This is a genomic window from Chryseobacterium glaciei (assembly GCF_001648155.1).
Classification (GTDB): Bacteria; Bacteroidota; Bacteroidia; order Flavobacteriales; family Weeksellaceae; genus Chryseobacterium; species Chryseobacterium glaciei.
In genome coordinates this window covers 4160376-4177286 of sequence record NZ_CP015199.1, presented here as the reverse complement: position 1 = coordinate 4177286, position 16911 = coordinate 4160376, and the positions used below count along the sequence as shown (strand labels likewise).

The following is a 16911-nucleotide window of genomic DNA, read 5'->3' as shown; positions in this document are numbered from 1 at the left end:
TTTTATTATTGAATTATGCGAAATTTTTAAGAAACTTTATAATTTTTTCAACTTAAACATAATCTAAGAAACTATTTCGCTTCTTCTTTCGTAAGAGATAAGATCTTTCCACTTGCCATTTAATTTTGCGATTTTTTTATGGAGACCAACATTTTTGAATCCGTTTTTTTGATGAAATCTGATCGACGCTTCATTTTCGGGGAAGATATTAGCTTGTAAAGTCCAGAATCCGTGGTTTTCGCTGTCCAAAATCATCTTTTTAAGCAAAACTGAACCTAAACCTAGTCCCTGATATTTATTGTCCAAATAAATACTCACATCTGCAACGCCTTTAAAACATTCTCTTTTACTTACATGTTTTAGAGCACACCAGCCTACCACTTCATTATTTTCATTTTCCAAAACCCATCTGCAATCGTTAAAAAACTCTGTGTTCCAAACTTCTCTATTGGGAACTTCTGTTTCAAAAGTAGCCACCCCTCCATCTATTCCCTGCTTATAAATCTCCAGAACCTTGAGTTCGTCATCGGGAAGCATTTCTCTTATTTCGTAATTCATTGTATTTAGTGATATTTTCTTTTGTTTTTTCTTTTTATTCTGGAATAGTGTGTCTGCTTATCTTTCTCGTCCTCGGAAATTACGCTTATGTTTCCGTCAACCTCCAAAATAGATAACTTTACATTTTTAATTCCATCAACACCATGTTCGCGAATGGCTTCTTCAAGTTCATCAATATTTATTTTAACATCATCTAAAGCTTTTTCATCTACTTTACCATCCTTTATCAAAATTACAGGATCTGCTTCCATAAAACTTTTAAAAGATTTATTTGCAAACATTAATCTTTTTACAACAAAATTGGCTGCAAAAAGAACCAGAGCTGCGATTAATCCTCCCTGTAAAGAAGTATTCTGCCCTACCATTGCATTCTGAACCGCATTGGAAATCAGCAATAACAAAACCACATCTCCAGCATTAAGCTGAGAAAGCTGATTTTTTCCAAACAACCGAATAGCTACCATCATGAAAAGGTAAACACAAAGCGAGCGGACAACTACATCTAGAATGGGATTCACAAGAATTTATTTATAGTATCAAATGTATTGATTTTTATGATTTGCTGTGATAATAATTTCAAGTTTAAAGGAATTACTTTAGTTTTAAATATAAACATTAAATTTGCCGTCAATCAGGTCATAGATGATGAAACATTTAAAGGGATTAGATACATTAAGAGCATTAGCCGCGACAATTGTGGTGGTGGATCATGTGGAAATCATCAAAAAAGACAACGGGATTCATAATTTTATTGATAATCCTACCCTAATTTATCCAGACGGCCATCTTTCTGTAATCTTATTTTTTGTGATCAGCGGATTTCTAATTACTTATTTGTTGTTAGCAGAACAGGAAAAAAGTGGCCGTATCGATCTCAAAAACTTTTATATGAGAAGAGTTTTAAGGATCTGGCCGCTTTACTACCTAGTATTATTCCTTTCTTATATTATATTCAATCCGGATTATTCTTTGATTAGAATTTTATTACCTGCGTTAATATTTCCAAACGTAGCGTATGCATTACAGGAAACATGGGACATCAGTCCACAGATCTGGTCAATAGGCGTTGAGGAGCAATTTTATATTGTCTGGCCATTAATTTTCATGTTTATCTCAAAAAGAAAAAAAGCATTAAACTATATTATTGCACTAATTGTATTTTTTACGCTCCTACCTTTCGGCTTAAAGTTTATCAATCAGATTTTTTTTAAAAGTGAAGAAATTTACACTATAATTAGTCGATTCTTTTATGGAACAAAATTCAATTGTTTAGGAATAGGCACTTTGATTGGTTTCTTATTTTTCAGGAATAAAGAATACATTAATAAGATTTTGTTTAAATATAATTTCTTAACCATAGCTTTAACATTGCTTCCTTTTGTATTGTGGTTCTTTCAATTTAAAACCGCACATTTAGGTGATGAAATTTATGCTGTATTGTTTGCTTTTTCAATTTATAACATTGTTCAGCATCCTAAAATAAATATTGATAATTCTGTTACTAGATTTTTAGGGAAAATATCTTACGGCATTTATCTTTATCACTGGATCATTGTTATTTTATTAGTAAGATACATCCCGAAAACAGATAACCTTTTTTTGTATAATACAGTATTATATTCTACCGTTCTATTGATATCTATTCTTATATCATGGCTATCTTTTGTAACCTATGAAAAATTTTTCTTAAACCTGAAAAAGAAATACGAAATCGTAAATAGATAACGTAATTTTCATGCTCATGTTGGCATAAGTTTTGATTTCCTTTTTTCGAAAAAATTAAATACAACACAAAAATTATGAAGCAATTATTTTTTTGCCTAAGTATTCTTCTTGTTTTTACAAGCTGTAAAAACAAAGAAGCTAAACCTAAAACATCGACTGATGCTGAAATCACTCAAAAAGTAAATACATTGTATACGACTTACGGAAAGTCCAGTGATGTAATTTATGGCAAACCGATTACAAAAGACCTATTCTCAAACGAATTGGAAAAAACTTTTCAAGAAGCAATAAATATATCAAAAGCTGATGTTGAGAAAGTAAAAAAGAGTGACCATCCTACAGATAAGCCTTTATTAATGGAAGGATCAACCTTCACGAGTTTATACGAAGGATTTACAACGTATAAAATAAAATCGATTGATGTTACGGAAAGCACAAAACCTGTTGGTATGATGGCCAATGTTACAGTTGATTTCGAAAATTCACAAGTTTCTCCGAAAATCACTTGGACCGATACAGTACATTTAGTAAATGCTATTGACAGCGGATGGAAAGTAGATAACATTACTTTCTCTGATAAGCAGGCAGCAGGAAAGGATTTGAAATCTAATTTACAAAGTTTTATTTCCGGAGCTAAAAAATAAATTTAAATTTTCAACATAAAAAAGCTGCTTGATTCAAGCAGCTTTTGTTTTTTACGGACATTGAGCAATTGGAACCTCGCTGCATACCGTCTGATTCAATCTTTCACAGTATACACAATACTTTTTTGGCTGTCCACCGTACACAGACTTTAGTTCTTCTTTGTTAAGTTTCTTTAAATTTTTCATATTGTTTTAATTTTGTTGGTTAAAGTTAAAACGAAATTCATACTCAATTATTACAATTTTATATTTAAAATTTTCACTATTTACAGTTTTAAATAATACTTAATAATATATTTTTAAACGTAAAGAGCACAAAGTTTTTTTGACAAACTGACTGTTTTAAAATTCGCAAAGTTGTTAAAGATTAATCACTATAAAAAAACAAAACCACACAAATTGATTGTGTGGTTTTTATATAAAATATCTTATAAATATTATCTGTTGTTGATGTCTACTTTTACAGGCATCACGTAGGTAGAAGCGATCATATTTTCATTAAGCTTTTTGCTGTCAATTTTATATTGAAGGCTGCTTAATACTTTTTCAATTTCTTTACTTACATTTTTGCAGTCTCCTTTAGAATGTACATTTACAATTTTTCCGTTTTCGGCAACTTCAAACTGCACCTGAGAATTCACAACACCTTGTTTGTAATCAGAATTTGTAAAGTCGAAATTAGACATCAAAAGATTTCTGATCTCACTGAAAGCATCATTCTTATTCAGTTGTACTTCCTGAATCGTATTATTTGAAGTGGTCTGAGCTTTAACTGTATTTACAACTGCCATAAATCCACAAACGAAAACTGTAGCAACGAATATTTGAATTTTATTTTTCATAACTCTTTGGTTTTAAATATTATATTAAACTTATTTTGTATCTCTTGACCAAAGGTATTAAAAATAATTAATATTAAATTCACATGTCGTTAACATTGGGTTAACATTGAAATTTAAAATACTGATTATCAATCAAATAAAATTTTAAAATAATTGAAAATTTAACATTGGAAGTTAATATTGGGTATGAGAAAGGCTAAACTTTGTCTGTTTAGCCTGTATTTTAAAATTATAAACCTTCTATAATTCTCTTACTATCAATTTCATCTAAAATAAATTTTGCATCGCTTTCATTAATATACTTACTTTCATAAAGCCAATGAATTCTTGATATTTGTACATGAGTTGGAATCAAATTGTCTACTTTATAATATTCTCTCAAATAATAGTCTTTCTTACTTTCCTTAATTTTAGTAATAAATGAATTAACCTCTTCCATTTCTTTCTTCGCATAAGAAAAAATAATAGGCTTTGAAGCTGTAAGACTTTTAGAATTTTCCTTTCTGAATTCATTATTACATATACCACCTACAATCAAAGTAGGAAACAAGGCAATAACAAAAACGATCATGCCTATTGAATAGGAAAGTTGATAACTGTCGTTAATAAAGATAGTTACCAATATCGAATTAAATACCATAGAAATGACTATTCCAATCAATACAGGATCTTTCTTTTTTCTAAATACAGTTTCATCATCCTGAATATCAGAAAAATAAACCTTATACTCATTTATTTCTTTTGCAAAATTATTTTTTACAAAAACTCCGTCTTCCTGAATTTCAAAATACTTTGAGTTTCTTCCATCTTTTTGTGCTAATGTGTTCATGTATTAAGATTTACTCCAATTCCCTCTTCAAAAACTTCCCCGTCAAACTCTTTTTAGATTTCACAATCTCCTCAGGAGTTCCTTTGGCTACAATTTCTCCGCCGTATTTTCCACCTTCTGGGCCAACGTCGATAATATGATCTGCTAATTTTATCACATCCATATTATGTTCAATAATAATGAATGAATTTCCTAGTTCTACCAATTGATTGATTGCTTCCATCAGAATTTTTACGTCCTCAAAATGAAGTCCCGTTGTTGGTTCATCAAGAATATATAATGTATTTCCGGTTTGTCTTTTTGCTAATTCTGTCGCTAACTTAATACGTTGAGCCTCTCCCCCAGAAAGTGTAGTCGATTGTTGTCCCAATGTGATATATCCCAAACCTACATCTTGCAAAGTTTTAACCTTAGCAAAAATCTTAGGAATCGGTTGGAAGAAATCTACCGCTTCATCAATCGTCATATCCAACACATCAGAAATAGATTTTCCTTTGTAACGAACTTCCAGCGTTTCTCTGTTAAAACGTTTTCCATTACAAGTTTCACAATGAACATAAACATCAGGTAAGAAATTCATTTCAATGACTTTCAAACCACCACCCTGACAGGTTTCGCATCTTCCGCCTTTTACGTTGAAAGAAAATCTTCCCGGCTTATACCCACGAATTTTACTTTCCGGTAATTCTGCAAAAAGATTTCTGATGTCTGTAAACATTCCCGTGTAGGTTGCAGGATTTGAACGAGGTGTTCTTCCGATCGGAGTCTGATCTACATCTACGATTTTATCAATATTGTCAAGTCCTTCGATTTTCTTGTAAGGCAAAGGTTCCTGAACAGCTCTGTAAAAATGTTTGTTAAGGATCGGATACAAAGTCCCATTGATCAAAGAAGATTTTCCACTTCCTGAAATTCCTGTTACAACTACCAATTTTCCTAACGGAATATCAAGGTTGACATTTTTAAGATTGTTTCCTGTTGCTCCTTTTAGAACTATATTTTTTCCGTTCCCGGCTCTTCTTTCAGCAGGAACTTCAATTTTTCTTTTTCCTGTAATATAATCGGCTGTTATTGTATCAGCTTTCAATAAGTCTTTTGGTTTTCCCTGCCAAAGAATCTCACCACCGAATTTTCCGGCTCTTGGACCAATATCCAATACCTCATCGGCTTCAAGGATCATATCTTTGTCGTGTTCAACTACCAAAACAGAGTTTCCAATGTCTCTAAGATTTTTTAATGAAGCAATAAGCCTTTCGTTGTCTCTTTGGTGTAATCCGATACTTGGTTCATCCAAAATATACAAGACATTCACCAATTGAGAACCTATCTGTGTTGCCAGACGAATTCTTTGAGATTCTCCTCCCGAAAGTGTTTTTGAACTTCTGCTCAAACTTAAATAATCCAAACCAACATCTAATAAGAATTGAAGTCTGGTTTCGATTTCCTTTAAAATTTCGTGAGCGATGATTTTATGTTTTTCGGAAAACTTGTCTTTAATATCAGCTAACCAGTCTTTCAGGTCGGCTAAACTTAATCCGTTAACCTCAGCAATATTTTTTCCATCAATTTTAAAACTTAAACTTCCAGGTTGAAGACGAGCTCCGCCACATGAAGGACAAGTTTCTTCTGTTGTGAAATGTCTTTCCAGTAAAATAGCTTCGTAAGATTCTCTTTCATCAATCATTTCTTCCATAAAAGGAATCAAACCATCAAAACTGATCTTTATCTTCTTCGCAATTCCTGCATATTTCAGATCTTTATTAAATTCTTTATGACAACCATTATATATATAGTCTAATGCTTCTTCCGGAATATCTTTAAAAGGAGTCGTTAAACCAAGTCCGAAGATCTCAAGAATACTTTTGATCTGAGACAAGATCCATTTATTAGATTTAATATCTTCTAAAGGCAATAACCCTCCTTGATTGATTGATAATTTATTATTTTCAACAAAATAATCAGTGTTGATTTTTTTGATGGTTCCTAAACCTTTACAATCTGGGCAACTCCCTTTTGGAGAGTTGAACGAAAAAGTATTGGGCTCGGGCAATGCTAATGAATGACCTGTTTCTGCATCCATTAAGTTTTTTGAGAAATATTCAATTTCCGTACTTCCCAACTTCTGAATTCCGATCAGGCCTTCTCCCATTTCCGTTGCTGTACGTAATGATTTTTCCATTCTGCTTTCGGAAGCACTTTCTCCGATGATCCAACGGTCGATCACAATGTCGATGTCGTGGGTTTTGTAACGGTCAAGTTTTAAATCGTATTCAATATCTTGTAATTCTCCATCAATTCTTGCCTGTCCGTATCCTTTTTTAGCCATCTGAACAAAAAGTTCGTGGTAATGACCTTTTCTGGAACGCACAACAGGCGCCATCAACATCAATTTCTCCCCTTTATAATTTTGTTTGATGGTATCCAGAATCTGTTCTTCCGTGTAGCTTACCAATTTTTTTCCTGTGGAAAGTGAATAAGCATCCGAAACTCTCGCATACAAAAGACGAAGATAATCGTACAATTCTGTAACGGTTCCTACTGTTGAACGAGGGTTTTTGTTGGTTGTCTTCTGTTCGATAGCAATTACAGGTGAAAGTCCTTCAATTTTATCTACATCAGGACGTTCCAAACCTCCCAAAAACTGACGGGCATACGCTGAAAATGTTTCGATATAACGACGCTGACCTTCGGCAAAAATCGTATCAAAAGCCAATGAAGATTTTCCGCTTCCGGAAAGTCCCGTGATTACGACTAATTCATTACGAGGAATTTTGACATTAATGTTTTTAAGATTATGCTCTCGTGCACCGTAAACTTCTATATATTCTTTTGATTTACTCATAATTTGATGTGATCTTACCTGAAAATCACGCTGTGCAAAATTACGGAATTTTATGGAATTTTTTGTGTTAAAAAATGTTAGTTTAATTAACGGTTAAGAGAGAATTTTTTGTTTTAAATTAATTTTTTTGAATGTCTAATTTTAGTAGTCATGATTTTTTTAATGCAATTTTTTTTGGTAATTATTATAAAATCAAAGATTTTTAAAGCTAAAAAGTTTGGTAGCAGAGCAAATCATCCCTTTTCTTGAAAATAGTAATGTTTCTGAAATTATATAAGATCCTTCGACTTCGCTCAGGATGACAGCGTTAAATTATTCTGCATAGGTAACAGTTAGTATTAGAGATGTCATCCTGAGCGAAGTCGAAGGATCTTTAGTTTAAAAATTTACATTTTAATTTTCAAAGAAATCTACATCTTCGTTGCTGATCTTTACAACGTACTCAATTCCGTCAATCGCTTTTGAAATAATTTGATTCCTAAGGATATTCGCCATATTTTCCCAATAAGCTCTTCCGTAGAAAGAATAATTTTGGGGAATAATCTCAACCTCAACGGTTCGCACGAAACCTTCTTTCGGTCGGTTGCTGATCATAGTTCCACGTTTTACTCGCACGTCTTTTACTTCGTCTTTCAGAACCATTCTGCAATAATTTTTAACGTCTTCCAGAGAAATAATCTTATCTCTTGTCGTCAAAGCGTATTTATAAGCCTGAATACTGTCGGTTCCTTTTTGCTCTTCAGATCCGCCGATACTTTCGGTAAGAAGTACCAACGACTGCGATTTTAATTGATTGGAAAGTTCCGTTCCAGGGCGCATGTGATTGGCCAACGTACAATGAGTTACCCAAAATGAGGCGTATGTATGATCTGTTTTTTCTACAGGCTCCATGATTACGTAATTCAGTTCCTGTTTAATGCTTCTTTTCGCATTATTCACTTTCTGAACCATTGATTTCATTTTGTCAGACATTTCGCTCAACACACCTTTTACATTATCTCTGTTTAAAAGTGAAAACGCTGCGATCTCATCTCTTGTCAGTTCCAACACATTTGCAATCATGTCGACTGCATTTCTGTTGGTAAAACGTTCCATTCCACCTTTTCGGACGGTGTACAACCCTTTCTTTAAATCATCTGCAGGAGTGAAAGGGATTTCCGTATATCTTCTTCCTTCTCCGTCCTGAACCTCATCAACATAAAGAAAATGCTCGCCCTCATCTGTTACCAAAGGAATATTATTTCCCATAATATCCAGACTGTATTCTGTTTTTTTCCAGGCTCTGTTATAGATCGGGAAAGCATTTAATACAAAAGAAAAATTATCTAAAATCTCAGCAGAAAACTGTGGTGGAAACTCAAAAGTCAACCACAAATAACGTTTTCCTTCAATATGTTTTGAAATTTCATCTTTTTCTTCAAGGAAATCCAAATTTTGTGGAAGTTTTCCGGGTTCAGAAAAAAGACTGTCCGAAGTTCCTGTGATCTCAATGAATTTGTGATGATAAATGCTTTTGATATCTTCAATTGTTTTTGTTCTGATGGACTGTTCACGGAACATTTGCTCATACCCTTCCGGCTGGCTGCTTTTCAAATAAGATAAACCTTCTCTTACAAACAAAGGATTTCCGTTGCTGGTAACCGTGATGTACGGCAACAGTTTGTAAACAAAATCCAAATGCTCAAAAGCTGGATTTGAACAGAAAATACTTAAATATTTAGGAAAATTTTCGCTAACATATTTGCTGACATTGATTCCGATCGTTACTTTTCTGTAATCTTCCGGTTTTCCCTGAAATCTTGAAATTGGAATTTTATTTAATCGATCATCAATACTGTAACAAGTATTTCCAACAAACATGATTGATGTCTGAGCTTTATTGATTCTCACATTCCCGATCGGTGTAAAAGGAATATTCACCTGTTTGTCCGACTCCGATTTTACCGTGGAAGTCATTTGCTTTTTGAAGAAAAACTCGGTATGCTCCAACAAAACCTCCGAAGATTCGTAAGGTTGTGTAAAGGCAACTGCGTGCGAAGGAATCGGGTGAGTATAGATGGACGGCGTCAATAATTTCGCCAACTTTTCTAAAATGCGGGCATTTACCGTCTGTATTTCGTTGTTTGCTTTAAAAACTTCTGTACTGAACGCATCGATCAGTAATTTAACGAAAGGATCCAGAGACTGCGGACTTTTTAATCCCCAAACTTTGGTTGCGTTCTGAAGCATTCTTGCTTTTACAGATTCTTTGGAATAAATATTCTGGTCTAAATTCATAAATTCTAATTACAATAAAAATATTTAGTCGATAGACATCGGGCTCAAAAATAATTCTGTAGAAAAGCTGAAACGCTCTCCCGACTCCTCCATTTTTGCATTAATGGCAACTCTTACTTTCTTTTTGATTTCCGTATGTTCTTTTGTGTCGTAATTGTGTTCTACAAACTGAATGTTGGCATCAATCTGCGGCTGAACGATTCTGGGTTCGTATTCCTGTATCTGTCTTTTGAGACTTTTGATAAAAATATTTTCCCAGACGGCACTTGTAACTCCATTATCGAATTCCAGATTCCAAACGTCGTTTCCGTAATTTTCATCATATCTGTTTTCGCCCTTTTTGGTGGTTATCAGCAACATAATGTTGTGGGCAATACTTTCACCCATGTCGCAGGTGTCGATACTTCCTCCCTCCGTCATTAATGTTGATGGAACAAAAGGCATTCTGTAATTTGGTGTGTCCATGATTCAGCTTTATTTTTTACGTCATAGTCTTGTTTACTTGAAACGAAATACCAAATTAAACATTTTTCACGAAATAGAGTATTGTATATTTTAAAATTGCTGTTTAAAATTCTTTCTGCGTTATTTTTGTTTTTGTTATTGTTCAAACCTAACAGGTTTTGGAAACCTGTTAGGTTTATTTGCAGAATATTATCATTAGCCGCGATTGAAACGACATCCTTTTTTGTTGCGGCCGGAGCGAAGCGCAGGCCGTAACAAAAAAGATACAGTGGAAAGCGGGAAATAGCTTCTGAAAAAAATAATAAGTAATAAAAAAAGCTGCCCGACTTAGTCAAACAGCTTTTGAAATTTATTCTTCTATTTTCTTATTTCGATTAATAAAATAATAAACCGGAAGTCCGAGCAAGACCATTACGAAGCCCGGCCAAGTATATTGTTGCTTGTAAATTAATAATAAAATACAAAAACCAGAACCAATAAGTAAATAAACGATCGGCGTAACCGGATATAACCATGTTTTGTAAGGTCTTTCGAGATCCGGCTGCTTAAATCTTAAATAAATAACTCCAAAAACAGTTATCATGTAGAATAAAACGATCACGAATGAGATCATATCCAAAAGATTCCCGTATTGACCGCTTAAACACAGCAAAGAAGCCCAAACTCCCTGCATCCATAGTGCATTAGCGGGAACTTCGTTTTTGTTGTTTTTTTCGGCCTGTTTGAAGAACATTCCGTCTTTGGCCATGGTTTGGAAAACTCTTGATCCAGCCAAAATTAATCCGTTGTTACAACCAAAAGTAGAAACCATTACCAAAACAGCAATAATTACCGTTCCTGCGCTTCCGAAAATATTGTGTGAAGCAGCAACTGCTACTCTGTCATTTTCTGCAAAGGCGATCGCGTCTCTGTCCAACGCATTTAGATAAACATAATTTACTAAGATATATAAAATCATTACGGCAGATGTTCCGTAGATCATAGATTTTACTACGTTCTTTTTCGGATTATCTATTTCCCCCGAAACGAAAGTTACACTTTCCCAAGCCACAGAACTGAATACGGAACCTACCATTGCTGCTGCGATTCCGCCCATTAAGGTCATTCCACCAATGGGCTGCCAACCTTCTTTAAGGAAATTTCCTGTGAAATCTTTTTTAAGGTTATTAAAAGAATCATGTCCTAAACTGAAATTTTCCGCCAAATGAGAGAAATCAACTAAAATAAATCCGGCAGCAATTAAGCCTAATATAGCTATGATTTTAGAACCTGTAAAAACATTCTGTAATATTTTTCCGCTTTCAACACCTCTTGTGTTAATGTACGTCAGCAAAAGAATAATAGCGATGGCTAAAATCTGTATCCAGGTAATTTTAAACTCTCCACTTTGGAATATCGGAGCTGCATCATTAAGAGAAGGAATCAAATAAGCAGTAAACTTCCCAAAAGCCATAGCAACTGCGGCAATCGTTCCGGTCTGTATTACGGTAAATAATCCCCATCCGTACAAGAACCCCATCTTTTTGCCGAAGATCTCCTTAAGGTATGTATATTGCCCTCCTGCTTTAGGAAATAAGGCTGATAGTTCGCCATAGCTGATCGCTGCAGCAACCGTCATGATTCCCGTGATCACCCAAACAACGATAAGCCAATATCCGGAACCTAGATTCCGCATCATGTCGGCGCTTACGATGAAGATTCCACTTCCGATCATAGAACCCATTACCAGCATAATGGCGTCCCAAAGTTTTAGTTTTTTTTGCATAGTCAAGTATAGGCGTCAAATATAAATAAATATGTGATTCGTTTCGGATTTTGTTTAAAATTAAGCTCAGTTGGAATGGAAAAGTATATTTATTATTTTAAAGGCAACGATCGCAAGGTTTTTTTGTAATAAATAGTTTTTATTTTTTTCAAGATTAGTTCGAAATACCTTTGCGGATATTGCGATAAAAATAATTTTCCAACAAATAAATTTATTTAAAATGAATTTAAACACGAGAAAGTCTGACCTGTTTTTTATCAAGTTTTTAACAATTTCTGATTCAATATTTATTAGTATTTTTGGAAAAAATATTAATAATGAAATTCAAAGCAATATTATTTGCAGTCGCTGTAAGTGCATCCACTTTAGCTTTTGCACAGGAGACAAAGAAATTCGGTCCACCTGCAGGAAATGCAGTGGTTGGTGATACTTACGGAAGCGCAGTGTCTTCTGGAGTAGAATCCAAAGCTATTTCTGTAGATAAATTAAGCAAAAAGCTTAAAAAAGAGAACAAGAAAGTAGAAAACGTAGCTATCAAAGGAAAAGTTGTAGATGTTTGTGATAAAAAAGGTTGTTGGTTAACGATCCAGACTGAAGATAATTCTCAGTTCTTCGTAAAAATGAAAGATTATGCATTTTTCGTTCCGACTGCTTTGAAAGGTAAAACTGTTGTGTTAGACGGAAGTGCTGAAAGAAAAGTAACTTCTATCGATGAGCAAAAACATTACGCAGAAGATGCTAAAAAACCTCAAGCTGAAATTGACGCGATCACGACTCCAAAAGAAGAGATAAGATTTGTAGCGAACGGAATTAAGGTTGTGAACTAATAATTCTAAAATTTTAAACGCAAAGTTTTATTTTGATGCCTCCAATTTTTAAGGAGCAAAGAATGGCAAATAAATTTGCTGATAAAGCAAACGTTTAAAAAATTACATAAAACAAAAGCGGAACAAATTGTTCCGCTTTTTTAGTCTTCTATTTTAAATTCTACTACAGCATCCAGTTTTGGATATTTAGTGGCAGAAATAAATTTCTTTCCGGTGCAGTCGATCTCGAGCCAGCCTTGCCTTTTCTTCACATCTCCGACTTCCATTACAAAAGGTACAAAAGATATTTCCTCCTTGCCCTCCTCCATAATCTCGCGGTACTGAACAGCGACGTCTAAAATACATTCATGATCGGTATTCAACTTTACATTTCTGTAAACGATATCGTAATGCGTTTCCTGATTTTCGGGAATTTCAAGATAGCCTTCCCAGCCTGTAATATCAGAGTTTAATTCACTGATCGCTTTTAGTGCATAATACAACGCAATTGTATAATATTTTCTCGTTCCCTTTCTCGTGTAGTCATCTACAAAATGTCCGCCTTCAAATAAAATCGTAGGCATTCCTGCTTTGATGAAATTATCACCTGTAGAGGTCGGATAAAATTCATCAGAATATCTGCCGATCTGATTTGGAATTAATTCTTTCAAATGATGATAAACTTCCGAAATTACTGCCATACATTTTTTTCTGTTTTCGGTAAGCGTACGTTCAACATTTTCCGAAGGTGCCAAAAACGATAAAGTCGCAGGATGGATTCCGTCTGTTGTAAAAATTGTTCTCTGCTCATGTAAATTTAGAGCGTAATCATACTTCTTTGAAGCAACAGCATTTTTCAGAAATTTAATCTCTTTACTTGACTCGTTATGGAAGTCTCTGTTAAGATCAATATCCGAAGCATTGAGCCTTGTCCATTTTTCAGAGCCGTCAGGGTTTAACATAAAAATAAAATCCAGTTTGATCTTACTGAAAAGTTCTTCCTTCAATTCCGGAGCTTTATCTAAAGTGATCAACAAGTCTAACATTGCATGTGTAGCGTTCGACTCATTTCCGTGCATTTGTGACCAGGCCAGAATATTTATGTTTCCGGTTCCGATGCTTAGTTTATAAATAGGTTTTTCCAAATACGATTTTCCGATCTCCTGAATAGAGTCTGCGAGATTCGTCTGTAAGTATGAAAATAATTTTTCAGGGGAAATATAGCGGTTTGGGAAATTAGGGTTTTCTAAATAGATCTGTTCAAAATTCATTGTGGAATAGTTTACAAGAGTCAAATTTAACCATTTTTAGTTAAAAAATAAAATTAACGTTTGTAAACTTGTTAAACGATGTAAAATGACAGATTGTCTGTGAATAAAATTGTGGATTGTGGATAATTTAATTAAATATATTTAAATAACTTAAAGTCAGTTAATTACAAAATCTATTTAAATATTATTTATAACATTACTTTAAGTGTGGAAAACCCTATTTATCACGAAATGAGTGTAATTAACTTAAACATGTGGATAGTGGATAAGTATGTTAATTACTTTTTATATACAAATGTAAATTGTTAATTATTTAGAAAACTACCTTAAAAATCAGTGTTTAATTTGAATTAAAATAAAAGCGTAACTCGTCTTGAAATTTATTTGAAATAGGTTTTGTTGTTTAACTATAATTAAACACTAAAATGAGCCTGTATTGGGTGTTTACGGAAGTGAAATAATCCAAAACATACATTTGTAATCAGTAAATATCTACAAAATAAAGCATTTAGCTAATCTCCCACTCTATCTGTTAAAATTATGAGCAGATGTTTACATGAATCCTCTTTGATAGGTTATTTAATAGCTTATACAAGGTTAAAACGTTCAATAATCAGCTTACTTCGCCTATTACTTTAAGTAAAATATTAAAAAGTGAATTTTGCGGATAAAATGTTAAATAAAATTTGTGATTTAATTTTATCCATAATGTAAATACTTGGTATTTAGTTAAATAGAACAATTTACAAATGTATTGTCAGTAACTTTATTTTGATTTACATTTGTATTTTGCAATTGTAAATACTATCTTTACATTTGTAAAGTGATTAAAAGCTTATTTTATGAGTTTAAATGAAAGAATTTCCAAAGTTATAGAGTATTCAAAATTGACATCTTCTGAATTTGCAGATGAGATCGATGTACAACGATCTTCTATTTCTCATGTTACTTCAGGAAGAAATAAACCGTCGTTAGAATTTATCATTAAAATAAAATCCCGCTTCCCGGAGATTTTATGGGACTGGTTGGTGAACGGCGATGGCGAAATGTTGAAATCCGAATTACCTGAAACGAACGATTTGGAAGAATTAGAATTGGAAATCGACGAAGATAAAGCCAAACCTACTTCACTTCCCGATCTGTTTACGATGATGAATAATGATGATGATTTTGGAGCGGATGAAACAGAAATTGAGCTTCCCAATGAGAGGCCTCAGGAATCTTTTATACCACACCAAAGTATACCTCAGGAGAAAATATTCGATTCTCAGCGATTAGAAAAATCTAATCAGCAAATACTCGATCAAGTAATTGGAAATCAATCTAATAAGATAAAACGTATTGTCTTGTTCTACGAAAACGGAAAATTTGAAAGTTTTGAGCCATAAAAAAGCCTGATCAAAGAAAATGACCAGGCAAAAAAATATTTGAAGAAGAAAACTAAAGCTAAAGCTTTATATTTTTCAGCTATTTAAAGTAAAATGAGTGTTCATTTTATTGCTTTTTTTATGTTGCTCAACTAAATTACAAAAAGTTTACGAACTTGACAATAAAATTTTTATTTTAATATTATATAATTAACATAATAAATTATTTAATACATATTATCAATTTAAACTATAGATAAAAAAATACCTCACAAAAAATGCAAGGTATTTATATTTTAAATGAAATTATTTATTCTTTCTTCTGTCCAATTCTTTCTGAATAAGACCTAATTCCCGTCCTGTTTGTCCTGCCACAGAAGTGTTTTCTCTAGCTCTTCTCGTAAGATAAGGAACAACATCTTTTACGGGTCCATACGGAAGATATTTTGCTGCATTATAGCCTTTATCAGACAAATAAAATGTAATGTTATCACTCATTCCGTAAAGTTGTCCGAAATAGATATGAGGATTGTTATTATCAAGAGATTTAGCCTTCATTTTATCCATTACCAGCTCGGAAGAAACTTCATTATGAGTCCCGAAAAAAGCCGAAACTTTATCCAAATGATTCATTACAAAATCAATTCCTGCATTGTAATTTTTATCAGAAGCCTCTTTATTTGGCTGGATAGGATCTGCATATCCTTTTTCTGCAGCTCTCGCTCTTTCCTTCTCCATATAAGCTCCACGAACGATCTTATATCCAATGAAATAATTCTTTTCTCTGGCTCTCTGAAGGTTCTCTTCCATGTATTCCAATCTGCCGGTTCTATACATTTGGATTGTATTCCAAACGATAGGTTTTTCCTGATTGTACTTCTCCATCATCTCCTCACACAAGTGATCAGCTGCATCCTGCATCCATGTTTCCTCGGCATCTACCATTACTTTTTTGTCGTGTTCATGGCAAAGTTTACATACTTCATCGAATCTTTTTACAACTCTTTCCCACTCTTCTTTTTGACTTGAAGTAAGCTCTGAATTCTTTCCAACAGCTTCGTAAAGATCAATTCTACCGAACGCAGTAGGCTTAAAAACGATAAAAGGAATCGCAGGATTTCCTACAGAAAATCTTACAATATCTTTAATTTCTTTGCAAACTGCATCAAATGTTTCTTCGTCTTCTTTACCTTCAATCGAGTAATCGAAAATACTTCCTACCCCTCTTTTAAAGAGTTGTTTCACTGCTTTCATACTTTCTTCACGTGTTTCTCCACCACAAAATTGGTCAAACAAAGTGTTTTTTACAATTCCGGTAACGAAAGGGAAATTATTATGAACAGTGAAATTAAGGATAGAAGTTCCAAGACTTGTAAGAGCGGGCTGTTCAATCATTTTGAACATCCAGTACGCTTTTCTTAACTGTGCATCAGATTTATCTGCAAATGCAACTTTGGTATCGTTAAAAATGGGCATTCCTTTTTATTAAATTTAGTTTTGCAAAGGTAAGGATAACCTTA

Annotated in this window: 15 protein-coding genes; 4 read left to right on the top strand and 11 right to left on the bottom strand. The window is 33.4% G+C overall.

The features are described 5' to 3' along the window. Positions 1 to 63: 63 nt before the first annotated feature. Positions 64 to 558, bottom strand: a complete 495-nt coding sequence (locus A0O34_RS18830; protein ID WP_066758205.1) for a GNAT family N-acetyltransferase — start codon at positions 556 to 558, stop codon at positions 64 to 66. A gap of 5 nt (positions 559 to 563) precedes the next feature. Continuing rightward, a complete protein-coding gene (locus A0O34_RS18825) occupies positions 564 to 1076 on the bottom strand; it encodes a DUF421 domain-containing protein (protein ID WP_082891209.1) in 513 nt (170 codons plus the stop codon). A 124-nt stretch (positions 1077 to 1200) separates the two neighbouring features. Here A0O34_RS18825 and A0O34_RS18820 point away from each other — a divergent pair, with 124 nt between their 5' ends. Together A0O34_RS18820 and A0O34_RS18815 are read left to right on the top strand one after the other, a co-directional pair. Further along, positions 1201 to 2283, top strand: a complete 1083-nt coding sequence (locus A0O34_RS18820) for an acyltransferase family protein (RefSeq protein WP_066758200.1) — start codon at positions 1201 to 1203, stop codon at positions 2281 to 2283. Between the two features lie 74 nt (positions 2284 to 2357). After that, positions 2358 to 2927: a hypothetical protein gene (locus A0O34_RS18815; protein ID WP_066758197.1), complete on the top strand. Its 570-nt coding sequence runs from the start codon at positions 2358 to 2360 to the stop codon at positions 2925 to 2927. Positions 2928 to 2978: 51 nt separating this feature from the next. Here the strand turns inward: A0O34_RS18815 and A0O34_RS22160 are convergent, their stop codons facing one another. The 7 genes from A0O34_RS22160 to A0O34_RS18785 form a co-directional block, all read right to left on the bottom strand. Continuing rightward, positions 2979 to 3113, bottom strand: coding sequence for a bacteriocin-like protein (locus A0O34_RS22160; RefSeq protein ID WP_082891208.1), 135 nt, complete (start codon positions 3111 to 3113; stop codon positions 2979 to 2981). A 251-nt stretch (positions 3114 to 3364) separates the two neighbouring features. After that, positions 3365 to 3769 carry a hypothetical protein gene (locus tag A0O34_RS18810; RefSeq protein WP_066758194.1) on the bottom strand — a complete coding sequence of 135 codons (405 nt, stop codon included), beginning with the start codon at positions 3767 to 3769 and terminating at the stop codon, positions 3365 to 3367. 229 nt (positions 3770 to 3998) lie between these two features. Then, on the bottom strand, positions 3999 to 4598 hold the full coding sequence (locus A0O34_RS18805; RefSeq protein ID WP_066758191.1) for a hypothetical protein: 600 nt from the start codon (positions 4596 to 4598) through the stop codon (positions 3999 to 4001). Between the two features lie 10 nt (positions 4599 to 4608). Next, complete coding sequence (gene uvrA / locus A0O34_RS18800) at positions 4609 to 7440, bottom strand: excinuclease ABC subunit UvrA (protein WP_066758185.1); 2832 nt, start codon at positions 7438 to 7440, stop codon at positions 4609 to 4611. A 393-nt stretch (positions 7441 to 7833) separates the two neighbouring features. Continuing rightward, positions 7834 to 9717, bottom strand: coding sequence for a type VI secretion system baseplate subunit TssF (locus A0O34_RS18795; RefSeq protein ID WP_066758181.1), 1884 nt, complete (start codon positions 9715 to 9717; stop codon positions 7834 to 7836). A gap of 24 nt (positions 9718 to 9741) precedes the next feature. Beyond that, positions 9742 to 10182 carry a GPW/gp25 family protein gene (locus A0O34_RS18790; RefSeq protein WP_066758179.1) on the bottom strand — a complete coding sequence of 147 codons (441 nt, stop codon included), beginning with the start codon at positions 10180 to 10182 and terminating at the stop codon, positions 9742 to 9744. Between the two features lie 349 nt (positions 10183 to 10531). After that, on the bottom strand, positions 10532 to 11947 hold the full coding sequence (locus A0O34_RS18785) for an APC family permease (RefSeq protein WP_066758176.1): 1416 nt from the start codon (positions 11945 to 11947) through the stop codon (positions 10532 to 10534). 317 nt (positions 11948 to 12264) lie between these two features. Between A0O34_RS18785 and A0O34_RS18780 the strand changes: the two genes are divergently transcribed. Next, positions 12265 to 12774, top strand: coding sequence for a DUF4920 domain-containing protein (locus A0O34_RS18780; protein ID WP_066758175.1), 510 nt, complete (start codon positions 12265 to 12267; stop codon positions 12772 to 12774). A gap of 140 nt (positions 12775 to 12914) precedes the next feature. On the opposite strand, the gene A0O34_RS18775 is transcribed toward A0O34_RS18780, so the two are convergent. Beyond that, the gene (locus tag A0O34_RS18775; RefSeq protein ID WP_066758174.1) at positions 12915 to 14024 is read right to left on the bottom strand and encodes a M14 family zinc carboxypeptidase; all 1110 of its coding nucleotides are present in this window, start codon (positions 14022 to 14024) and stop codon (positions 12915 to 12917) included. 842 nt (positions 14025 to 14866) lie between these two features. Here A0O34_RS18775 and A0O34_RS18770 point away from each other — a divergent pair. Beyond that, positions 14867 to 15412: a helix-turn-helix domain-containing protein gene (locus A0O34_RS18770; RefSeq protein WP_066758172.1), complete on the top strand. Its 546-nt coding sequence runs from the start codon at positions 14867 to 14869 to the stop codon at positions 15410 to 15412. Positions 15413 to 15697: 285 nt separating this feature from the next. Here A0O34_RS18770 and A0O34_RS18765 read toward each other — a convergent pair whose 3' ends face one another. Then, on the bottom strand, positions 15698 to 16867 hold the full coding sequence (locus A0O34_RS18765) for a proline dehydrogenase family protein (RefSeq protein WP_066758170.1): 1170 nt from the start codon (positions 16865 to 16867) through the stop codon (positions 15698 to 15700). Positions 16868 to 16911 lie beyond the last annotated feature (44 nt).

What these genes read in the sequence shown, in the direction of transcription:
- A0O34_RS18830 (WP_066758205.1), bottom strand. Translation starts at nt 558, where the DNA reads ATGAATTACGAAATAAGAGAAATGCTTCCCGATGACGAACTCAAGGTT.
- A0O34_RS18820 (WP_066758200.1), top strand. Translation starts at nt 1,201, where the DNA reads ATGATGAAACATTTAAAGGGATTAGATACATTAAGAGCATTAGCCGCG.
- A0O34_RS18815 (WP_066758197.1), top strand. Translation starts at nt 2,358, where the DNA reads ATGAAGCAATTATTTTTTTGCCTAAGTATTCTTCTTGTTTTTACAAGC.
- A0O34_RS22160 (WP_082891208.1), bottom strand. Translation starts at nt 3,113, where the DNA reads ATGAAAAATTTAAAGAAACTTAACAAAGAAGAACTAAAGTCTGTGTAC.
- A0O34_RS18810 (WP_066758194.1), bottom strand. Translation starts at nt 3,769, where the DNA reads ATGAAAAATAAAATTCAAATATTCGTTGCTACAGTTTTCGTTTGTGGA.
- A0O34_RS18805 (WP_066758191.1), bottom strand. Translation starts at nt 4,598, where the DNA reads ATGAACACATTAGCACAAAAAGATGGAAGAAACTCAAAGTATTTTGAA.
- uvrA (WP_066758185.1), bottom strand. Translation starts at nt 7,440, where the DNA reads ATGAGTAAATCAAAAGAATATATAGAAGTTTACGGTGCACGAGAGCAT.
- A0O34_RS18795 (WP_066758181.1), bottom strand. Translation starts at nt 9,717, where the DNA reads ATGAATTTAGACCAGAATATTTATTCCAAAGAATCTGTAAAAGCAAGA.
- A0O34_RS18790 (WP_066758179.1), bottom strand. Translation starts at nt 10,182, where the DNA reads ATGGACACACCAAATTACAGAATGCCTTTTGTTCCATCAACATTAATG.
- A0O34_RS18785 (WP_066758176.1), bottom strand. Translation starts at nt 11,947, where the DNA reads ATGCAAAAAAAACTAAAACTTTGGGACGCCATTATGCTGGTAATGGGT.
- A0O34_RS18780 (WP_066758175.1), top strand. Translation starts at nt 12,265, where the DNA reads ATGAAATTCAAAGCAATATTATTTGCAGTCGCTGTAAGTGCATCCACT.
- A0O34_RS18775 (WP_066758174.1), bottom strand. Translation starts at nt 14,024, where the DNA reads ATGAATTTTGAACAGATCTATTTAGAAAACCCTAATTTCCCAAACCGC.
- A0O34_RS18770 (WP_066758172.1), top strand. Translation starts at nt 14,867, where the DNA reads ATGAGTTTAAATGAAAGAATTTCCAAAGTTATAGAGTATTCAAAATTG.
- A0O34_RS18765 (WP_066758170.1), bottom strand. Translation starts at nt 16,867, where the DNA reads ATGCCCATTTTTAACGATACCAAAGTTGCATTTGCAGATAAATCTGAT.